The sequence below is a fragment of the Chryseobacterium nakagawai genome, assembly GCF_900637665.1.
GTDB classification, from domain to species: domain Bacteria; phylum Bacteroidota; class Bacteroidia; order Flavobacteriales; family Weeksellaceae; genus Chryseobacterium; species Chryseobacterium nakagawai.
Map to the genome: position 1 here is coordinate 3,303,545 of NZ_LR134386.1, position 19,293 is coordinate 3,322,837.

Genomic DNA, 19,293 nt, shown 5'->3' on the forward strand with positions numbered 1-19,293 from the left:
ATTGGGAATGGCATAGTGAAATAATAACTTAATGTAAAACCATTATTCCCAGGTCTTTCAATAAAGAAAGGGACTATTTATCACTCCGATTTTGATAACTTCCATCTTCCAGCCTCCCTCTTCTTTTCTTCTCACCCAATATGAGTTCCCGGTGCCAGCACTGCCCCTTTTTTCACAACTACAATCCCATCCTGTACTGAATAAGTTCCATAATCGCCATCCGGAAGATGTTTTCCACCAATAATTTTTACATTATCTCCGATATAGCAATTTTTATCAAGAATCGCTTTTTCAATATAGCAGTATTTCCCAATCCCCATATTCGGACGACCATTTCTATCGTTAAGAACAATTTCTGTGGTATTTTGATAGAAATCTGCTCCCATCACGTAGGAATTAACAATGGTACTGCCTTTATCTATGCGGGTTCTATTTCCAATCACAGAATTTTCAATTTTATCTGCCATAATGATACATCCATCTCCGAAAACAGCCTTACTCACATAAGAACCGTTGATTTTTGATGGTGGAAGCATTCTCGCTCTTGTATAGATTGGAGAGGAAGAAAACAAGTTAAATTGCGGAAGATCCAGACAAAGATCCAGATTGGCTTCGTAGAATGATTCTATGGTTCCGATATCCGTCCAATATCCTTCATATTGATAACTTAATGTTTTATATTTCCCAATGGAACTTGGAATAATATCTTTTCCGAAATCATCACCAGCACCTTCGTCAAACATCTTCTTAAGAATGGTCTTGGTGAAGATATAAATCCCCATGGAAGCCAGATACTCCTTACCTCTGTTTTTATTTTCTTCCGAAACCTCAGATTGCAAACCTTCCAGCATATCATAACCTGGCTTTTCGTAGAAAGAGGTAATATTTCCATCATCATCGGATTTTAAGATCCCAAAACCCGTTGCATCCTTTGCATTGACTGGAATGGTTGCAATGGTAAGATCACCTCCGTTTTCAATATGAAAATCCAGCATTTCTCTAAAATCCATCTGATAAAGTTGATCTCCGGAAAGAATTAAGATATATTCATAGTCATACTTTTCAAGATGTTTCATGGACTGGCGCACTGCATCTGCAGTTCCTTGGTACCAGCTGTCATTTTCTACATTCTGCTCAGCAGCTAAAATATCTACAAAGCCCTGACTGAAGATATCGAAATGATAAGAATTTTTAATATGCGAGTTCAGTGACGCTGAGTTAAACTGAGTCAGAACCAGGATTTTATTTAGTCCTGAGTTCAGGCAGTTTGAAATAGGAATATCCACCAGTCTGTATTTTCCAGCAATAGGAACTGCAGGTTTTGATCTGGTATACGTTAACGGGAATAATCTTGTTCCTCTGCCTCCGCCCAATACAATAGAGATTACATTTGGATTCATAAATATATTGCGTTTTTTATTTTATTAAATTTACTGTTCTATTTTCGGTGTCTGATTAATCTGATATCACTAAGGATAAAAAATCTCATTATGTCAGCTGTTATATAAAGCTATGTATTTCTCAGCAGATTTCTCCCATGCAAAGTCAAAATTCATGTTGGCATGAATAAGTTCTTCCATCATTCCTTTTTGATTATAAATTCCAATCGCCCTGTTCATCGCATGTACAATATCGTCTACACCGGGATATGTGAAATTTAGTCCTGCTCCGCCGGTTGAAATATCTTCTACTGTATCTTTCAATCCGCCGGTATATCTTACTACCGGAACGGTTCCATATCTCATAGAATACATTTGATTTAAACCACATGGCTCTACTCTTGATGGCATTAACAGGAAATCTGCCGAGGCATAGATCTTATGAGAAAGATGTTCTTTATACCCTAAATCCAGGGCAAAGTTGGTATAGGTATAGTCGTATTCCTTAAGTTTATTCTCAATATAGGTATTTCCTGACCCCAGAATCATGATATTTAAAGCGCCATAGCTTTGTTTGATACTTTTCCATACCACATCCGGTAATAGATCTGCTCCTTTTTCCGTAGCGAACCTACCAATAAATGCAAATAGAGGAAGTTCAGGTTTTAAACCATATTCTCTACAAAGTTTCTCTTTGTTCTTTTTCTTTTGCGCCACTGCATTCTTACTGCTAAAATTAAAATCCAGCATGGGGTCAGTTTTCGGGTTCCAGACTTCCGTATCAATTCCATTGATAATTCCATACGCCTTGCCGAATTCCTGGCGAACCAGACTTTCTAGTCCTCTGAAGCTGATGAAAAGTTCTTCCAGATATCCTTCGGAAACTGTAGTAAAGGCATCTGAACATTTAATCATACTTGCTAATGGGTTTATCAATCCATTCCAATCCATTAAGCCCCATTTATAAGTATCAAAAGAAGGCATATAATTCGCCATATTCCAACTCATCATTCCCTGATATTCCCCGTTATGAATTGTCCCTATTGTTTTTACGTCTTGAAGAAAGCTAAATTCCGGACAATGCTCTACCATAAAAGGGACTAATCCGGTATGGTAATCATGACAATGGAGAACATCCGGTTTTAATTCCATAGCACATAACCAATGCAGAACTCCCTGTTGGAAGGCCAGAAACTGAAAACTTTCATCCTTATATCCGTAAGGATTTTCCCTATCCAACAATCCGGGAATTTTCACCATATAGAGTTCAAACCCAAGAACATTTGTTTTTTCCTTTATGACCTGAACCTGCAGCATATTTGATCCCTGATGGATAAAGCCATCAAATACTAAATCAAATTCATGTTCGTGCACAAAGGGTTTATTATACCATGGCATTACTACCTTGGCTTCTATTCCTTTTATTTTATTCTGATATTTTGGAAGTGCACCTACAACATCTGCCAGCCCACCCACTTTTGCTACAGGATAACATTCTGTACTTAAATGATAGATAACCATTTTATCTTTTATGTTTAATTCTGTGTAATTTATACTTTTTATCTTTTTGCTGCCTCAAAATAACCCCTGCCAAAGGAGGTAATTTGATAGTCATAAATTTCTGATGATCCATTCCATCTTCATATTTCTCTTCCATTACCTCAGATATTACTCCACTTCCACTGTATTCTTCATCGTCGGAATTAAAGATAACTTCCCAATGCGTTCCGTTGGGTATCTTTACTCTGTAGTCCAAGACTTTTGGGGCCAGATTTAAGACAGTCATCAAAACATCATCTCTCCTTTTTCCTTTTCTGAGATAAACGTAAACCGAATTTTCCAGATCATCTGCCTCTATCCATTCAAAACCGTTTTTATCAAACTGATTTTCAAACAATGCAGATTCTGATTGGTACAAATGGTTTAGTTCCTTTACTAACCCCTGCAATCCTTTATGCACAGGATACTCCAACAGGTGCCAGTCAAGACTTCGGGTAAAATTCCATTCGCTGGTTTGCCCGAATTCATCACCCATAAAAAGCAGTTTGGCTCCCGGATGAGTATACATATATACGTACAAGGTACGAAGATTAGCAAACTTTTGCCATTCATCCCCTTTCATTTTATAAATCAGACTTGCTTTCCCGTGTACCACTTCATCATGAGACAAAGGCATCATATAGTTTTCATTGTACATATACATGGAAGCAAACGTAAGTTTATGATGATGAAATTTTCTATTGACAAAGTCTTCCTTGAAATAATCCAATGTATCGTGCATCCAGCCCATCATCCATTTCATTCCAAAGCCTATACCGCCATCATGAACAGGTTTGGTAAGCATAGGGAAATCTGAACTTTCTTCCGCAATGGTCATAATACTATTTCCAAATTCTTTGTAAACAGCGGTATTAAATTCCTGCAGAAATGCTTTGGCTTCAAGATTTACATTTCCGCCATAGACATTGGGTTCCCATTCTCCTTCATTCCTTGAATAATCCAGATGCAGCATTGAAGTTACGGCATCCACACGCAGTCCATCTGCATGATAACGATCCAGCCAAAACATTGCATTGGAAATCAGGAAAGATTTTACTTCATTTCTTCCATAATTAAAGATATGAGATTTCCAGTCAGGATGAAACCCTTTTCTCGGATCTTCATGTTCATATAAATGAGAACCATCAAAACGATACAGTCCATTAGCGTCTCCGGGAAAATGTGAAGGTACCCAATCCAGAATAACACCTACATTATGCTGATGAAGTTCATCAATCAGGAACATCAGATCCTGTGGTGATCCGAATCGCGAAGTGGCGGCATAAAATCCTGTAATCTGATAGCCCCAACTTGGATCATAAGGATATTCCATAACGGGCATAAACTCCACGTGGGTAAACTCCATTTCTTTTATATAAGGGACGAGTTTCTTTGCAATATTACGATAGTTCAAAAATTTATCAGGATCATTACTTTCTCTTACCCATGACCCCAGATGTAATTCATAAACAGACAAAGGGGCATCCAGGTTGTTTTTCTCTCTACGGCTATCCATCCATTCCCTGTCATTCCATTCATACCAGGTTGTAGAAACCAATGATGCTGCCTGAATATTCTGTTCCCAGCTTAAAGCATAAGGATCACTTTTCTCCAGGATTTCTCCTCTTGCTGTTTCAACGGCATATTTATATAAAGTTCCCCAAGGCAACTCTTCAATAAAGCCTTCCCAAATCCCGGAACCATCCCATCTTGGAAACAAAATATGATCTTTATGGTTCCAGTTATTAAAATCTCCTATTACGGAAACCTTTTTGGCGTTAGGTGCCCAAACCGAAAAATAAACTCCTTTTATACCATCCTTCTCTACAGAATGGGCTCCAAATTTACTATACAGCTTATAGTGTCTACCTTCTTTGAAAAGATACACGTCATGATCGGTGAAAAGCGTATAGGTTTTAACAGAATTCATCAAGATCAGTTTGTATTTATATTTTGTCTGAAACTACGAAAAATACTGATAATAGTGATTAATTATTCATCAAATAATTATCATGTTAGTTTCCCACTTTCGTTTCCTATCAAATATATCATTTTTTAATTCACTTTTTTATGATTCCCAAACAATCTTTTTTATAAATTTAGCAATCTAATAATTTATTAAACACTTATGATGAGGTTCGAACTTTATACTGATGAAAAAGATGACAGGCCAGTATTTATTACTGGTAATTTCAACAATTGGAATCCAAAAGACGATAATTACCTACTCCAAAGATCAGATTCACATCATTATTTTATAGAAATTGAAGACGAAAAGCTAGCTGATGAAATTGAGTACAAATTCACCAAAGGAGGCTGGGAAAATGTAGAACTGGATAAATATGGAAATATCACTCCTAATCGGAAAACAAAAAAATCACTCCAGAAAGTTTCTGATACTGTAGAAAAATGGAGATTAAACTGGGGACCATTTAAGGAGGAGTTCTTCCCCACTGCTGAAGTGATTTCCGAAAAATTCTATATTCCACAACTGGATCGTTACCGGAAAATCTGGGCTGTACTTCCTTATGACTATCATACTTCGGAGAAGAGCTATCCTGTTTTATATCTTCAGGATGCCCAAAACCTGTTCAATGAAGGAAGTGGTTTCGGAAACTGGGAAATTGATAAAAAGCTATCTATCCTTGCAGAATACGGGCGTGGTGATATTATCGTCATTGCTATAGAACACGGAAGCGAAGAACGGATTAAAGAATATATCTTTGATAATGATAATGTAGCCAATGGCTCTGAGGGAAAAAAATACATCCGTTTTATTGCTGATACTTTAAAACCTTATGTGGATGAAAATTACCGTACTAAAAAGGACCGCGACAATACAGGAATCGGTGGCAGCTCGCTGGGAGCATTAATCAGTATTTACAGTGGATTCCTTTATCCTGAAGTTTATTCTAAGTTATTAATCTTCTCTCCTTCTCTTTGGGTGGAACCCAATAATAACTTTCCCATGATGAACTTCCGGGTTCCATTTAAAACAAAAATATACTTATATGGTGGTGGGCAGGAAGGATCTAAAATGGTCAAAAGAATTCATATTTTTGAAGAATATCTGAAAAGATGGGAGAAAAAGAACCTCTTTGACTTTGAATTCAGAACCAGCATTAATCCTGAAGGAACTCACAATGAATTTTACTGGTCACAGGAGTTTCCGAGAGCTATTGAATGGCTGTTCTATGACAACACCGAAAATCCTGTAGAAGTAAAACCACAACAACAAAGCATTAAGAACTAAATTTTATGAAACTAATCAACAAAAAAAATAGAAACTATACCCAGATATTCCATTTATTCACTGAAGAGGAATGGACCAAAACAAGTAAAAATTTCAATAAAAATATTGCCCTATTCTTCACAGGAAAAAAGCATGAAGTGTTCATCAATGCTCATGAAGAAGGAATTACTTACTTTATCGGACTCGGAAAATCTACTTTACAAAATTTTGAATTCCAACAGGTTGCGGTAAAATTCTCTCAAACCCAAAAGGAAAAACTACAGGCTGCTCCCACTTTACTGCTTGCAGATTCTCTTAATGAAAAACAGTTTGAAGAATTCGTGAAGGGATTACTCATAGGAACTTACAACTATCCTTTTGAAAAAAACCATCCTTTCTGGAATTCAAAATTTGAATTGCATTTTGAAAATTTAAGCCAGAAAAAACTGGATTTTATCAGCCAGAAAGCTGAAGCTTTAAGCAATGGACAAATCGCTTGCCAGGAATGGATGAATAAACCTGCGAATCTAAAAAAACCGGAAATTTTCAGTTTATACCTTAAAAATCTGGCAAAAAAATATGAATTAAAATATACCGTTTTCAACAGAAAAAAATGCGAAGAACTTGGTCTTGGAGCTTATCTTGCTGTTAACCAAGGAAGCGCTCATGATGCTGCCTTCACTATTTTGGAATATAAGACCACCGTTAAAAATGCAAAAACATTTGGATTGGTTGGAAAATGTGTATTGTTTGATACCGGAGGCATTTCCTTAAAACCTTTTACCAATATGCATTATATGAAATCCGATATGGGCGGAGCAACAGCTGTTTTAGGGACTCTAATCTATGCTGCTGAAATGAATTTACCTGTTAATATTATAGCCGTTCTTCCGATTACTGATAATGCTATTTCCGAAAAAGCCCTTCTTCCAAGTGATGTGATTACCGCTTACAATGGTAAAACTATTGAAGTGATGGATACGGATGCGGAAGGCAGGCTAATTCTTGCTGACGGACTGTCTTATCTAACTAAAAATTACAAAACAGATTTCCTTATTGATCTCGCTACTTTAACGGGAAGTTCAGTAAGAATGTTTGGCGATACTTGTGGAGCTCTATTTTCCAATAATGAAGACCTGAAAAACCTTTTGATAAAAACCGGAGATCACACCAATCAGAGGCTATGGAATTTACCATTATGGGATATCTGGAAAGATGATATACAGTCTGATGTAGCCGACTTAAAAAACATGTCTCTAAAGCCTGTTGGAGATTGTATTATCGCCGCCAAATTCTTAGAACAATTCACTGAAAACCACCCTAAATGGGCGCATTTGGATATTGCCGGAGTAGCCTTTGGAAATGTAGGGTATGCTAAAGAAAAAGCAGCAACCGGGTATGGGGTTCAATTACTCACGGATTTAATCGAAAATTATCACTAAAAATTAGTTTATTACAAAAATTCTCTGTATACTTGATTAGTGATTAATAAAAGCACATCATATTTTTATTTTTGATATTAATCAAACAATAAAGAATTGCTTTTATTTTTGATAATTCACTAAAACTTAAAAAACATTATATGGAGGAGAAAATTATAGTATGTATTTCGTGCTATTACAAGGGCTATGACTTCATGGATGAAATGAAGAGGCTCGGTAATAAAATCATCTTAGTAACATCAGAAAATCTTAAAGAAAAAAACTGGCCCTGGCAAGCCATTGATGAGGTATTTTATATGCCTGAAATCAAACCATCTGTGTGGAACCTGGAACATTTGATTCAGGGATTTTCACACCTGATGAAAACAAGAAAAGTAGATGCTGTAGTTGCCCTTGATGACTACGACGTAGAAAAGGCTGCCCTGATCCGCGAAACGTTTCGTATTCCGGGAATGGGACAGACTACCCACCGCTACTTCAGAGATAAACTGGCGATGCGCCAAAAGGCAAAAGACACAGGCATCAATGTTCCTGAATTTACGGCCGTTTTCAATGACGATACAGTGAATGAATTTGTAGATAAGGTTCCCGCTCCATGGGTATTGAAGCCCCGTTCAGAGGCTTCGGCATCAGGAATTAAAAAGATAATGACTAAAGAACAGCTTCATGAGGCATTGGAAATTCTTGGAGAAGAGCGTCATCTTTTCCTCCTGGAAAGCTTTAAACCGGGAGATGTATATCATGTAGACAGCCTTACCTTCAACAAAGAAATAGTCTTTACTTCTGCATCAAAATATCTGGCTCCGCCTATGCAGGTTTCTCATGAAGGGGGTGTTTTCAGATCTAAAACATTAGGAAGATACTCTGATGAATTCAAAGCTTTGGAAGAGATCAATTCCAGAGTACTTTCCAACTTTGGATTACTCAACGGAGCCACTCATACGGAATTCATCCGTGGAAAAGAAGACGGAAAATGGTATTTTCTGGAAACCTCCTCACGAGTGGGGGGCGCTCATATTCCTGATTTGGTAGAAGCTTCAAGCAGCATCAATATCTGGAGAGAATGGGCCAAAATTGAAGATGCTCTCTTAAGAAATAAAAACTATAGTGTCTCCCCTCCTACAGGATATTACGCAGGTCTTATTGTTGCGCTTATCAAAGATAAAGAGCCAGATTATAGTAAATTCGAATGTGAGGAAGCTATAAAATTTCTTCCCATCGATTATCATGTTGGAATTGTTTACAAATCCAGTGATGCTTCCGTAATAGAAGAAAGACTAGACAGCGCCGCAGAAAAGATCAATGCCGAAATGCTCAACATCCTTCCGCCTAAGACTAGTAAATTAAGCAGTTAATTATACACAACCTTAAAGTACAAATTTAAATGCCGCATATAGAACATACTGATTACTATTCCAATATATTGGGAACAAGTCTTAAGGTAGAAGTGACCGGATATTCCGGATATCCTATTATCATGTTTCCTACTTCTCAAGGACAATATACCCAGAACCATGACTTTCACCTTAACGGAAGTATCAATTGGTTTGTAGAACAGGGAAAGGTAAAGCTTTATAATATTCAGACCATTGACAGCTGGAGCTTTTATGATCAAACACTATCACCGCAACAGAGAATCAAAAATTACGAACGATACGTGCAGTTTTTGATCGTGGAGTTTGTTCCATACATTCAAAAACTTCATAAAACCCATCGTGTAGCAGTGGCTGGAGCCAGTTTTGGAGGTTATCACGCTGCCAATTTTGCCTTTAGGTTTCCGGATGTAGTTTCTCATTTGTTTTGCCTTTCAGGGGCCTTCAGCATAAGAAATTTTATGGACGGTTATTCCGATGACCTGGTATATTTCAACTGTCCAAGAGAGTTTATAAGAAATGATGAAGCATGGAAATATAAGCATATGCACATTGTATTGAGCACCTCAGATCAGGATATCTGCAAAGACAAGAATATTGAAATGGCAGAAATCTTAAGGGTAAAAGGTATTGATTTCTGGTATGATGAAAGAAAATGGATTGGTCACGACTGGCCGTTGTGGAGAATGGTTTTTCCAATCTTTATTGGAGCTTATTTCTCTTAAAAAACATCCAAATAAAAACAAAAAATCAGTTTGTAAAATAACTTAAGTGTTTAAAATAAAGATTTTTAAATGAAAAGGAGAATCAATACTTTAACGCTTAAGTTTTAAAAATCTAAAGAATCATAGATTCTGTTGAGAAATAAAGTATAGTAGACACCATTAAAAACAAAAATTATGACAAAAAAAGTAGGAATTCTATTCGGTATGGAAGACACATTTCCCTGGGCATTTATAGACAAAGTAAATGAATTGGGAGGTGGAGATATCGTAGCTGAACCTGTTACCATTGATAAACTTGAGCAGGGTGCAGATTATGGGTATGCAGTGATCATCGACAGAATTTCGCAGAATGTTCCTTTTTACAGAGCTTATCTGAAAAACGCTGCACTTAATGGTACTTATGTAATCAATAATCCGTTCTGGTGGAGTGCTGATGAGAAATTTTTTAATAATGCACTCATGAGCAAATTAGGTATTCCGTTACCAAAAACAGTATTGCTTCCATCCCATGAAAGACCAACCGATACTTCGGAAACTTCATTCAGGAACCTTAAATTTCCCCATGACTGGGAATATATTTTTGATTATGTTGGATTTCCTGCTTATATGAAACCTCACGATGGTGGCGGCTGGAAGAATGTTTACAGGGTAGAAAATCCGGATGATCTTTGGAACAAGCTTGGAGAAACAGAACAGCTGGTGATGATGGTTCAGGAAGAAATTATTTTTGATGATTATTACCGAGTCTATTGTCTGGGCAGAAAATATGTTCATATCATGCCTTACGAACCTAGGAACCCACATCACTTAAGGTATGCCACTACTCACCAGACACAAGGGGAAGAGCTTGAAAAATTATTAAAAACCATTCATGATTATACGATCAAAATGAATGAAGCGTTAGGATATGATTTCAACACTGTTGAATTTGCTGTAAGAGATGGTATTCCTTATGCTATCGACTTCTGTAATCCGGCTCCGGATGCAGACAGAAATTCCGTAGGAGAAGAGAATTTCGCATGGATTATAGAACATGCTGCTAAGCTTGCTATTGAAAAAGCTAAGGAATATGTTCCGGGAAAACCTAATATCACTTGGGGAACCTTCGTAAAAGATTCCATAAAATAATATTGAAAAAGAATAAAAAAACACAAGACAATGCATCATCAGTTTACTATTGGAATCGAAGAAGAATATCAGATCATTGATGTTGAAAGCAGGGATCTGATTTCTCACGTATCAAAAATCATTGAAGGCGGAAAAGCGGTTTTGAGTGAAAACTTAAAGCACGAAATGCACGAATCCATGATCGAAATGGAAACCGGAATTTGCCAGAATATTCAGGAAGCAAGAGCAGAATTAACCAATTTAAGAAGGCATCTCATCAATACAGCCCATGAACAGGGACTTCGCGTTTCCGGAGGAGGAACCCATCCTTTTTCTCATTGGTCTGATAATACGATTACTCAGGGAGAGAGATATATCAAAATTGTTGATGATATGGGGGATGTTGCCCGTGAGAACCTGATTTTTGGACTTCATGTTCATATTGGAATTCCTAATCGTGAGGAAGGCGTAAGAATTCAGAATGTAATGCGTTATTTTCTGCCTCACGTCTATGCCCTTTCTACCAATTCTCCTTTCTGGATCGGAAGGTATACAGGTTTTAAATCTTACAGACAGGAAATTTTCGTTAAGTTTCCGAGAACCGGTATTCCCAGTTACTTCAATTCATTGGCAGAATTTGATAGTTATGTCGATCTTTTGGTAAAAACAGGAACCATTGATAATGCTAAAAAAATATGGTGGGATTTAAGGGTTCATCCGTTCTATCCTACCATTGAGTTCAGGATTTGCGATATGCCTTTAAGAATTGATGAAACAGTATGTCTTGCAGCCATTATGCAGAGTTTAGTGGCTAAAATTTATAAACTCCACCAACAAAATCTGAGTTTTAGAAGCTACAGAAGACTTTTATTGAATGAAAATAAATGGCGTGCTTCCAAAAGCGGTATTGAGGCTCATCTGATTGATTTTGGAAAAGAAGAATCGGTTCCTTATCCCCATTTGTTAAAAGAACTCTTAGAGTTTATTGATGATGTAGTAGATGATTTAGGATGCCGACAAGAAGTTGAATATGCCTGGAAAATTCTTGAAAATGGTACGGGTGCCGATCGACAGCTTCAGATCTTCAAAGAAACCGGGGATCTTACTAAGGTTGTGGATTATATGATCTCAGAAACAGAGTACGGCATCACACATGGTGAATCCGCTTCATAATATTTTTGGTAACTTTACAAAAAATATGATGTAATGAAAGATATTCGAATTGCTCTGCTGGACATGAACAATAATCATGTTAATCAAGGCTTTAGAAACATTAAAGAAATTTCTGAAACGTTTCAGCAGAACTCTGAAGAAAATGTAATCATCGAGACATTTGATGTCAGGTTTAAAGATGAAATGCCGGAGATTGGAGACTTTGATATTTTTATTTCTTCAGGCGGACCAGGAACCCCGCACCGTGAAGGTTTCGAATGGGAAAATAGGTTTGCTCAATTTTTAGATTCCGTTTTTGAACATAATAAATACAATGAGGATAAAAAGTATCTTTTCCTGATTTGTCATTCTTTTCAGTTGGCAAGTATTCATTGGAAATTAGGAAATATCTGTAAAAGAAAATCCTATTCTTTTGGGGTAATGCCAATTCATAAAACAACAGAAGGCAGAGAAGAATTTTTGTTCAAAAATCTTCAGGATCCTTTTTATGCAGTAGATTCCAGAGCTTATCAGTTCATTGAGCCGGATCACGACCGTTTTGAAGAACTGGGAATGACTGTTATGGCTATTGAAAAGTTCCGGCCTCATATCAATTTGGAGAGAGCGATAATGGCTGTTCGTTTTTCTGATGAAGTATTCGGGACCCAATTTCACCCGGAAGCAAGCCCTGAGGCTTTAATAGAAAATCTTAAAGATGATAAGAACAGAGAAGCTATGATTGAAAACTTCGGAATGGAAAAATATCTTGAAACCATGGACAGAATAGATGATGAAGATAAAATCATTTTGACCAGAAATCAGATCCTCCCAAGATTTCTTCAGTTTGCAAAAAAAAACATTTTGAAAGAAGTTGAGTCTTTAGCTTAAAAAATTAAAATAAACCACAAAAGCCACAAAAGCTTAACATCTAAGTTCTTTTTAAGTTACTATTAAACTGTTTGAAAAGTACATTTAGGCGTTTTGAAAATCTTTGATTTTCATCTTATGTGAACTTATACATCCATTTATATTTTTAGTAAAAACTTTTGTGACTTTTGTGGTTAAGTTTATTTCAAATATCAAATCGAGCAAAAATGCTCGATTTTTTACCACCACAAAAGAAAAAATATGATCCCAAAATACAGAAAGCATTTCAATCAGGAGTTTTCAGATGAAAAATACAAACAGCTTAAAGAGATTTTAAAACAAAAAGGTGGTATAGAACCGGGTTTCAGAATTTCAGAAAGTCCTATTTTCCTTACTAAAGAATTTGAAAGTAAATTGCTTGATGCCAGTGAAAGTATCATTAGCCAGATCAAAGCGCTTCCGGCTGAAACCCTTCAAAAAGCAATTCCTGACAACTGCAGGGTTCCCAATGATACAGACCAACCTCATTTTTTCACCATCGATTTTGGAGTCTGTAAAAATGAAGATGGAACAATTGAACCACAGCTGATCGAGCTTCAGGCTTTTCCTTCATTATATGTTTTCCAAAAAATTTATGAAGAAACGTTCTGTGAAGTTTATCCTTTTCTTTCATCGATTCGTAATCCTATGTCTCATGCAGACTTTAAACAGTATTTAAAAGATCTGATTGTAGGGGATGAAAATCCGGAGAATGTCATTCTTCTTGAAATCTTTCCTGAAAAGCAGAAAACAGCCATCGACTTTACTTTAACCGAGCAGTTACTCGGTATCAAAACGGTATGTTTGACCAAAATAAAGAAGGAAGGTAAAAAGCTTTACTATGAAAATGACAGCAAACTTGTTGAAATCAAAAGAATCTACAATCGTGTGATATTTGATGAACTGGATAGGATTCCCGATCTTAAAATTGAGTTTGATTTCCGTGAAGAAGTAGATGTACAATGGATCACTCATCCGAACTGGTTCTTTAAGATTTCTAAGTTTATTTTACCATTCCTGAAACATCAATTTGTTCCTAAAAGTTATTTCTTGCATGAATTTCCGGAACATGAAAACCTTGAGAATTTTGTATTAAAGCCATTATTTTCATTTGCAGGCAGTGGTGTAAATTTAAATCCTACCAAAGAAATTACAGACACTATAGAAGATAAGGAAAACTATATCCTACAGAGAAAGGTAACTTATGAGCCGCTTTTTGAAGATATCAATGGGGAATTTTCAAAGGCAGAGATCCGTTTGCTGTATATCTGGAAAGAAAATGATGAGCGTCCTATACTACTTGAAAATTTAGGAAGAATGACCAAAGCAGCCATGGTCAATGTGGATTTCAATAAGAAAGATGCTATCTGGATTGGGAGTTCTAATGCTTTTTTTGGAGAACTATAAATAAAGGCTGAGCTCTCGCAGATTTTGCAGATATCGCAGATGCTTAATAACTTATTAATCGGTGAGATCATCAGAATTTATAATAAAGCGGCTGCACTATGAAGTACAACCGCTTTTTTTATCTCAATTTCAGATGTTTACAAATTCTTGTCATCTTCCAGCAATTCTCTTGCCTGATATTCCTGAACAAGATCAATAGCATTGGAAATTACATCACTTAAAGCCGTAATGAATGTTCCGTCTTCAGCCATTCCCATGGCATGCTTCAATGCTTCAATTTCTTTAGGAATAATTTCGTAGCTGACATCTTTTCCTGAAGACTGCATTCCTTCGATAATCAATCCGTTGATTTCCTCTTCGGTTCTTCCTCTAAGGTGTTTTTCATTTCGGATGATGATATGATCGAACATTCTTCCAGCAATTTTTCCGCACTCTCTGATATCACTATCTCTTCTGTCTCCAACACCTGAAATAATTCCTATTTTTTTAGTTGCTTCAACATTTTTCAGGTAATCTTCTATTGCTTCATATCCGGATGGGTTGTGAGCAAAGTCGATCAACACTTTAAAGCTTTTAAACTTAAAGACATTTAATCTTCCGGGAGTAAGCTGCGCACTTGGAATAAAGGTTCTTAACGAATTGGAAATATCCTCAATTCCAAATCCATGAAGATAACTTGCCAAACTGGCCGCCAAAACATTTTCGATCATGAATCTGGCTTTACCATCCATTGTAATCGGGAAATCTTTGGCTTTACCTATTCTAATCTTCCAGTCACCTTTCTTAATGGTTACAAAACCTTCTTCATAAACGCAGGTAATTCTTCCTTCTTTGGCAAATTTTACAATATGAGGATTATTCTCATCCATGCTGAAAATAGCTACATTACAATCAAGATTGTTAACAATTTTCATGGAATATTCATTGTCTGCATTCAGTACGCTCCAACCAGTTTTCTTTACACTGTCTAATACAACCCGCTTTACTTTAGTAAGATCTTTCAGGTTATGGATATCATTCATTCCCAAATGATCTTCCTCAATATTGGTCAGAACGCCAATATCACATTGTGAAAATCCCAACCCGGAACGGAGAATTCCACCTCTGGCTGTCTCCAGAACAGCAAACTCCACGGTAGGATCTTTTAAAATAAACTCTGCTGACAATGGTCCTGTGGTATCTCCTTTCGACAGCATTGTATTTTGAATATAAATTCCATCTGAAGTAGTAAATCCTACTCTATAACCATTGCTTTTTACAATGTGGGAAATTAATCTTGTTGTGGTTGTTTTTCCGTTGGTTCCGGTTACTGCAATAATCGGAATGGTAAAAGGTTTTCCCTGTGGATATAGCATATCCACTACCGGAGCCGCTACATTTCTTGGCAACCCTTCACTTGGAGCCAGATGCATCCTAAATCCTGGAGCAGCATTGACTTCTATAATAGCCCCACCACTTTCTTTTAAAGGTTGTGTAAGGTTTTCTGCCATAATATCAATCCCGCAAACATCCAGTCCGATAATCTTGGAAATCCTTTCCGCCATTGTAATATTTTCCGGGTGCACCATATCGGTAACATCTATTGATGTTCCTCCTGTAGAAAGATTGGCTGTAGACTTCAGATAAACCACCTCTCCTCTTTGCGGAACTGTTTCCAAAGTATATTGAAGCTTTTCAAGCAGTTCTAAAGTATCTTTATCCACTGCAATTTCGGTGAGAACATTTTCATGGCCATACCCTCTTCGTGGATCTTTATTTTCTTTATCAATAAGCTGTTGAATATTCAGTTCCCCGTCTCCAACGATATGGGCAGGAACTCTTCTTGCTGCCGCCACCATTTTATTATCAATCACCAATACCCTGAAATCATATCCTGTAATGTATTTTTCAACGATTACTTTTCGGGAGTATTTCTGGGCATGTTCCAATCCAATTTTGGCTGCCTCCCAATCATTAACATTGATAGAGGAGCCTTTTCCATGATTTCCATCCAAAGGTTTTAAAACAATGGGATACCCTATTTTTTTGATAACGTTATTTAAATCTTCCTCATCAACCACCAAGTCACCTATAGGTACCGGAATAGCAGCATCGTGAAGCATCCTTTTGGTTAATTCTTTATTGCAGGCAATATCTACCGCAATAGAGCTTGTTTTTCCGGTAATTGTCGCCTGAAAACGCTGTTGATTAACTCCATACCCCAGCTGTACCAATGAATTTGTTCCCAATCTGATCCATGGTATTTTTCTGGAAACGGCTTCTTCTACAATACTTCCGGTAGATGGACCCAAGCGCACACGTTCTCTGATCTCTTTCAGTTTCTGAATACAGGAATTTAGATTGTAATCATTTCCTTCAACTAAGGCTTCCGCGATCTTTACGGCTTCTTCGGCAGCATAAATACCTACATTTTCTTCAAGATAATTGAATACTACATTATACACTCCCGGCGTTTTGGTTTCCCGGGTTCTTCCAAAACCAACATCCATTCCTGCCAAGGTTTGTATTTCCAGGGCAATATGCTCAATGACATGTCCCATCCAGGTACCTGTTTCTACTCTATGGAAAAAACCGCCTTCCACTCCTTCTGAACACCTGTGGGTAACCAGTGATGGAATTAATTTTTCAATTCTTTCCCTGAATCCATCTATTTTATTGGTAGGATAATTCTCCATTTCTTCAAGGTCTAACCTCATCTGTATCAGTTTCTTTCTTCTGATACTCCAGATATTAGGACCTCGTAGTGCCTGAATCTTTTCGATTTTCATAGTCTATTGGCATTTTGTCAGTTAATAATAACTTATTTTATAATCAAATATAATATAAAACCCTAAACGAAACTATAGCACACTTGAAGATTTATTAAAAAAAAATTAATCTTTATTCACATTTCTAAAACATTAAAAATCAACTAAAGATGGCACGAAATTCGCCAAATATGCTAATTATTTTTTAATTTTGTACCATGACTAAACCTGTAGGAAAATTAATTGTTATCGGAGGTGCTGTAAATAAAGGAAGCTTTGCAGAAACCGATTATGATCAGAATATTGAAAAGAATCTTAATTTTTTTGAGCGCGGAATTTTGCGAAAGATCATCAACGAATCAAAACACAAAGAAGATTCTGTGATTGAAGTGGTAACAACAGCCTCTCAAATTCCTCAGATTGTAGGTGCTGAATATAAAAAGGCATTTGAATTCCTTGGTGCTAAAAATGTGAATATTCTTGATATTCATAATCGTGAAGAAGCTAATTCTGATGCAATGGTAGCCAGAGCGAATGCTGCGGACGTCATGATGTTTACAGGAGGTGACCAGTTGAGACTGACATCTATTCTGGGCGGAACCCGATTTCACGATACTATTTTATTAAAATATCAGGAACAGGACTTTATTTATTCAGGAACTTCTGCCGGTGCAGCTGCTGCCTCAGAAAATATGATTTACCAGGGAAGTAGTTCTGAAGCTCTGTTGAAGGGAGAAATTAAAACAACACAAGGTTTAGGTTTAATAGATAACGTTATCATCGATACGCATTTTGTACAGCGAGGCAGAATCGGACGTCTTTTCCAGGCAGTAGTGAATAACCCAAGAACATTGGGAATCGGACTTGGGGAAGATACCGGACTTTTTATTCATAATGATGTGATGACTGCTGTAGGTTCCGGACTTGTAATTTTGGTAGATGGAAGATTTATTAAAGATACCAACCTAACCAATATTAATCTTGGAGAACCTATTTCTATTGATAATTTAACGGTTCATGTAATGTCTATGAATGATCATTATGATCTTACCACTAAAGCGCTGACGATTGAGAATTCACAATTCAATCCAATTCCTCAGGATAAATAACAAAATTTATACTGTATATAAAATATAAATATAAACGGGACCTCGGTTCCGTTTTTTTGTTTTTTTAAATTCACAGTTTAGATAGTAGCAGACTATCAAATAAGTTTGGACTAAAGCCAACGAACGGGTTAAATATTTTTTCAGGTGGGCCAAAGCCCACCTTTATTGATGTTGATATCCCTGTGGATATACACATGGGTAATTGTTATTTAAAGACAAGATCTTTTATCTTTTATCTTTTATCTTTTATCTTTTATCTTTTATCTTTTATCTTTTATCTTTTATTTATAAATTACCTTCGTAAAAAATTTATCAACTATCATTTATATTCTATGAAAATCATCATTCACGGAGGCTTCTTCTCGGAAAGTGACCAAAGCCATGAAGTAAAAACAGCCAAACAGAACTCTTTAAAAGAAATTGCTCAAAAGACATTTCATTATCTTCATACCCATTCGGCCTTTGATTCAGTGGCTTATGCTGTTTCTTTGCTGGAAGATGATCCATTATACAACGCGGGAATAGGTTCACAGATTCAAAGTGATGGTGTCATTCGTATGAGTGCGGCAATTATGAATGGTGAAACCCAAAAATTAAGTGGAGTCATTAATATTCAGGAGGTAAAAAATCCAATTTTTGTAGCCAAAGACCTGATTGGAGAAGATGATAGGGTTTTAGGTGGTCAAGGGGCGAAACGTTACGCTGCAGAACACGGGTTTGAAAACTTTTCAACGGAAATTCCACAGAGAAGAACAGAATATGAAGCTAAACTGAATAACGGAGGTAAAGGAACTGTAGGCTGTGTAGCCATCGACAAAGATGGGAAATTGGCTGTTGCTACTTCTACAGGTGGAAAAGGTTTTGAGATTCCGGGAAGGATTTCAGACTCGGCCACTGTGGCCGGGAATTATGCCAACGCATTCTGTGCGGTAAGCTGCACAGGTGTGGGAGAAGATATTGTGAGCAATGCTACTGCCGCAAAAATTGTAACCCGTGTGACGGATGGAATGAGCCTTGAAACGGCTTTCAGTAAAACCTTTGATGAACTTAAAACAATTGACGGATTTGCAGGTGCCATTGCCATTGATAAAGATGGAAATATTTATCATCAGGATTCCTATCCTACTATGGTTTTCGCCAGTTTTGACGGTGAAAATTTTGATATCTTTTCTTAA

The 19,293-nt window shown here is 36.7% G+C and carries 14 protein-coding genes; 10 read left to right on the forward strand and 4 right to left on the reverse strand.

Features of this window, described 5'->3' with window-relative positions:
* Positions 1-131: 131 nt before the first annotated feature.
* From EL260_RS14935 to glgB, 3 genes are all read right to left on the reverse strand, one after another.
* The gene (locus EL260_RS14935; RefSeq protein WP_123856103.1) at positions 132-1,400 is read right to left on the reverse strand and encodes a glucose-1-phosphate adenylyltransferase; all 1,269 of its coding nucleotides are present in this window, start codon (positions 1,398-1,400) and stop codon (positions 132-134) included.
* Positions 1,401-1,493: 93 nt separating this feature from the next.
* Positions 1,494-2,900 carry a glycogen synthase gene (locus EL260_RS14940; protein WP_123856104.1) on the reverse strand — a complete coding sequence of 469 codons (1,407 nt, stop codon included), beginning with the start codon at positions 2,898-2,900 and terminating at the stop codon, positions 1,494-1,496.
* Position 2,901: 1 nt separating this feature from the next.
* The gene (gene glgB, locus EL260_RS14945; protein WP_185145913.1) at positions 2,902-4,848 is read right to left on the reverse strand and encodes a 1,4-alpha-glucan branching protein GlgB; all 1,947 of its coding nucleotides are present in this window, start codon (positions 4,846-4,848) and stop codon (positions 2,902-2,904) included.
* A gap of 201 nt (positions 4,849-5,049) precedes the next feature.
* On the opposite strand from glgB, the gene EL260_RS14950 reads away from it, so the two are divergent.
* The 8 genes from EL260_RS14950 to EL260_RS14985 all read left to right on the forward strand — a co-directional run bounded on the left by EL260_RS14950 (position 5,050) and on the right by EL260_RS14985 (position 14,262).
* Positions 5,050-6,171, forward strand: coding sequence for an alpha/beta hydrolase-fold protein (locus tag EL260_RS14950; protein ID WP_123856106.1), 1,122 nt, complete (start codon positions 5,050-5,052; stop codon positions 6,169-6,171).
* Positions 6,172-6,176: 5 nt separating this feature from the next.
* Entirely contained in the window at positions 6,177-7,592 is a 1,416-nt protein-coding gene (locus tag EL260_RS14955) for a leucyl aminopeptidase family protein (RefSeq protein ID WP_123856107.1), read from the forward strand.
* Positions 7,593-7,732: 140 nt separating this feature from the next.
* Entirely contained in the window at positions 7,733-8,947 is a 1,215-nt protein-coding gene (locus EL260_RS14960; RefSeq protein WP_123856108.1) for an ATP-grasp domain-containing protein, read from the forward strand.
* 29 nt (positions 8,948-8,976) lie between these two features.
* A complete protein-coding gene (locus EL260_RS14965; RefSeq protein WP_123856109.1) occupies positions 8,977-9,690 on the forward strand; it encodes an alpha/beta hydrolase-fold protein in 714 nt (237 codons plus the stop codon).
* Between the two features lie 174 nt (positions 9,691-9,864).
* Positions 9,865-10,818, forward strand: coding sequence for an ATP-grasp domain-containing protein (locus tag EL260_RS14970; RefSeq protein ID WP_123856110.1), 954 nt, complete (start codon positions 9,865-9,867; stop codon positions 10,816-10,818).
* A 30-nt stretch (positions 10,819-10,848) separates the two neighbouring features.
* Positions 10,849-11,970 carry a carboxylate-amine ligase gene (locus tag EL260_RS14975; RefSeq protein WP_123856111.1) on the forward strand — a complete coding sequence of 374 codons (1,122 nt, stop codon included), beginning with the start codon at positions 10,849-10,851 and terminating at the stop codon, positions 11,968-11,970.
* A gap of 33 nt (positions 11,971-12,003) precedes the next feature.
* A complete protein-coding gene (locus EL260_RS14980; RefSeq protein ID WP_123856112.1) occupies positions 12,004-12,837 on the forward strand; it encodes a type 1 glutamine amidotransferase in 834 nt (277 codons plus the stop codon).
* 240 nt (positions 12,838-13,077) lie between these two features.
* The gene (locus tag EL260_RS14985; protein WP_123856113.1) at positions 13,078-14,262 is read left to right on the forward strand and encodes a hypothetical protein; all 1,185 of its coding nucleotides are present in this window, start codon (positions 13,078-13,080) and stop codon (positions 14,260-14,262) included.
* 137 nt (positions 14,263-14,399) lie between these two features.
* Here the strand turns inward: EL260_RS14985 and cphA are convergent, their stop codons facing one another.
* Positions 14,400-17,030 carry a cyanophycin synthetase gene (gene cphA / locus EL260_RS14990; RefSeq protein ID WP_123856114.1) on the reverse strand — a complete coding sequence of 877 codons (2,631 nt, stop codon included), beginning with the start codon at positions 17,028-17,030 and terminating at the stop codon, positions 14,400-14,402.
* 197 nt (positions 17,031-17,227) lie between these two features.
* On the opposite strand from cphA, the gene EL260_RS14995 reads away from it, so the two are divergent.
* Both EL260_RS14995 and EL260_RS15000 read left to right on the forward strand, forming a co-directional pair.
* Positions 17,228-18,118, forward strand: a complete 891-nt coding sequence (locus EL260_RS14995; protein ID WP_123856115.1) for a cyanophycinase — start codon at positions 17,228-17,230, stop codon at positions 18,116-18,118.
* A 332-nt stretch (positions 18,119-18,450) separates the two neighbouring features.
* Positions 18,451-19,293 (forward strand): isoaspartyl peptidase/L-asparaginase, encoded by an 843-nt coding sequence (locus EL260_RS15000; RefSeq protein WP_123856116.1) that lies wholly within the window; start codon positions 18,451-18,453, stop codon positions 19,291-19,293.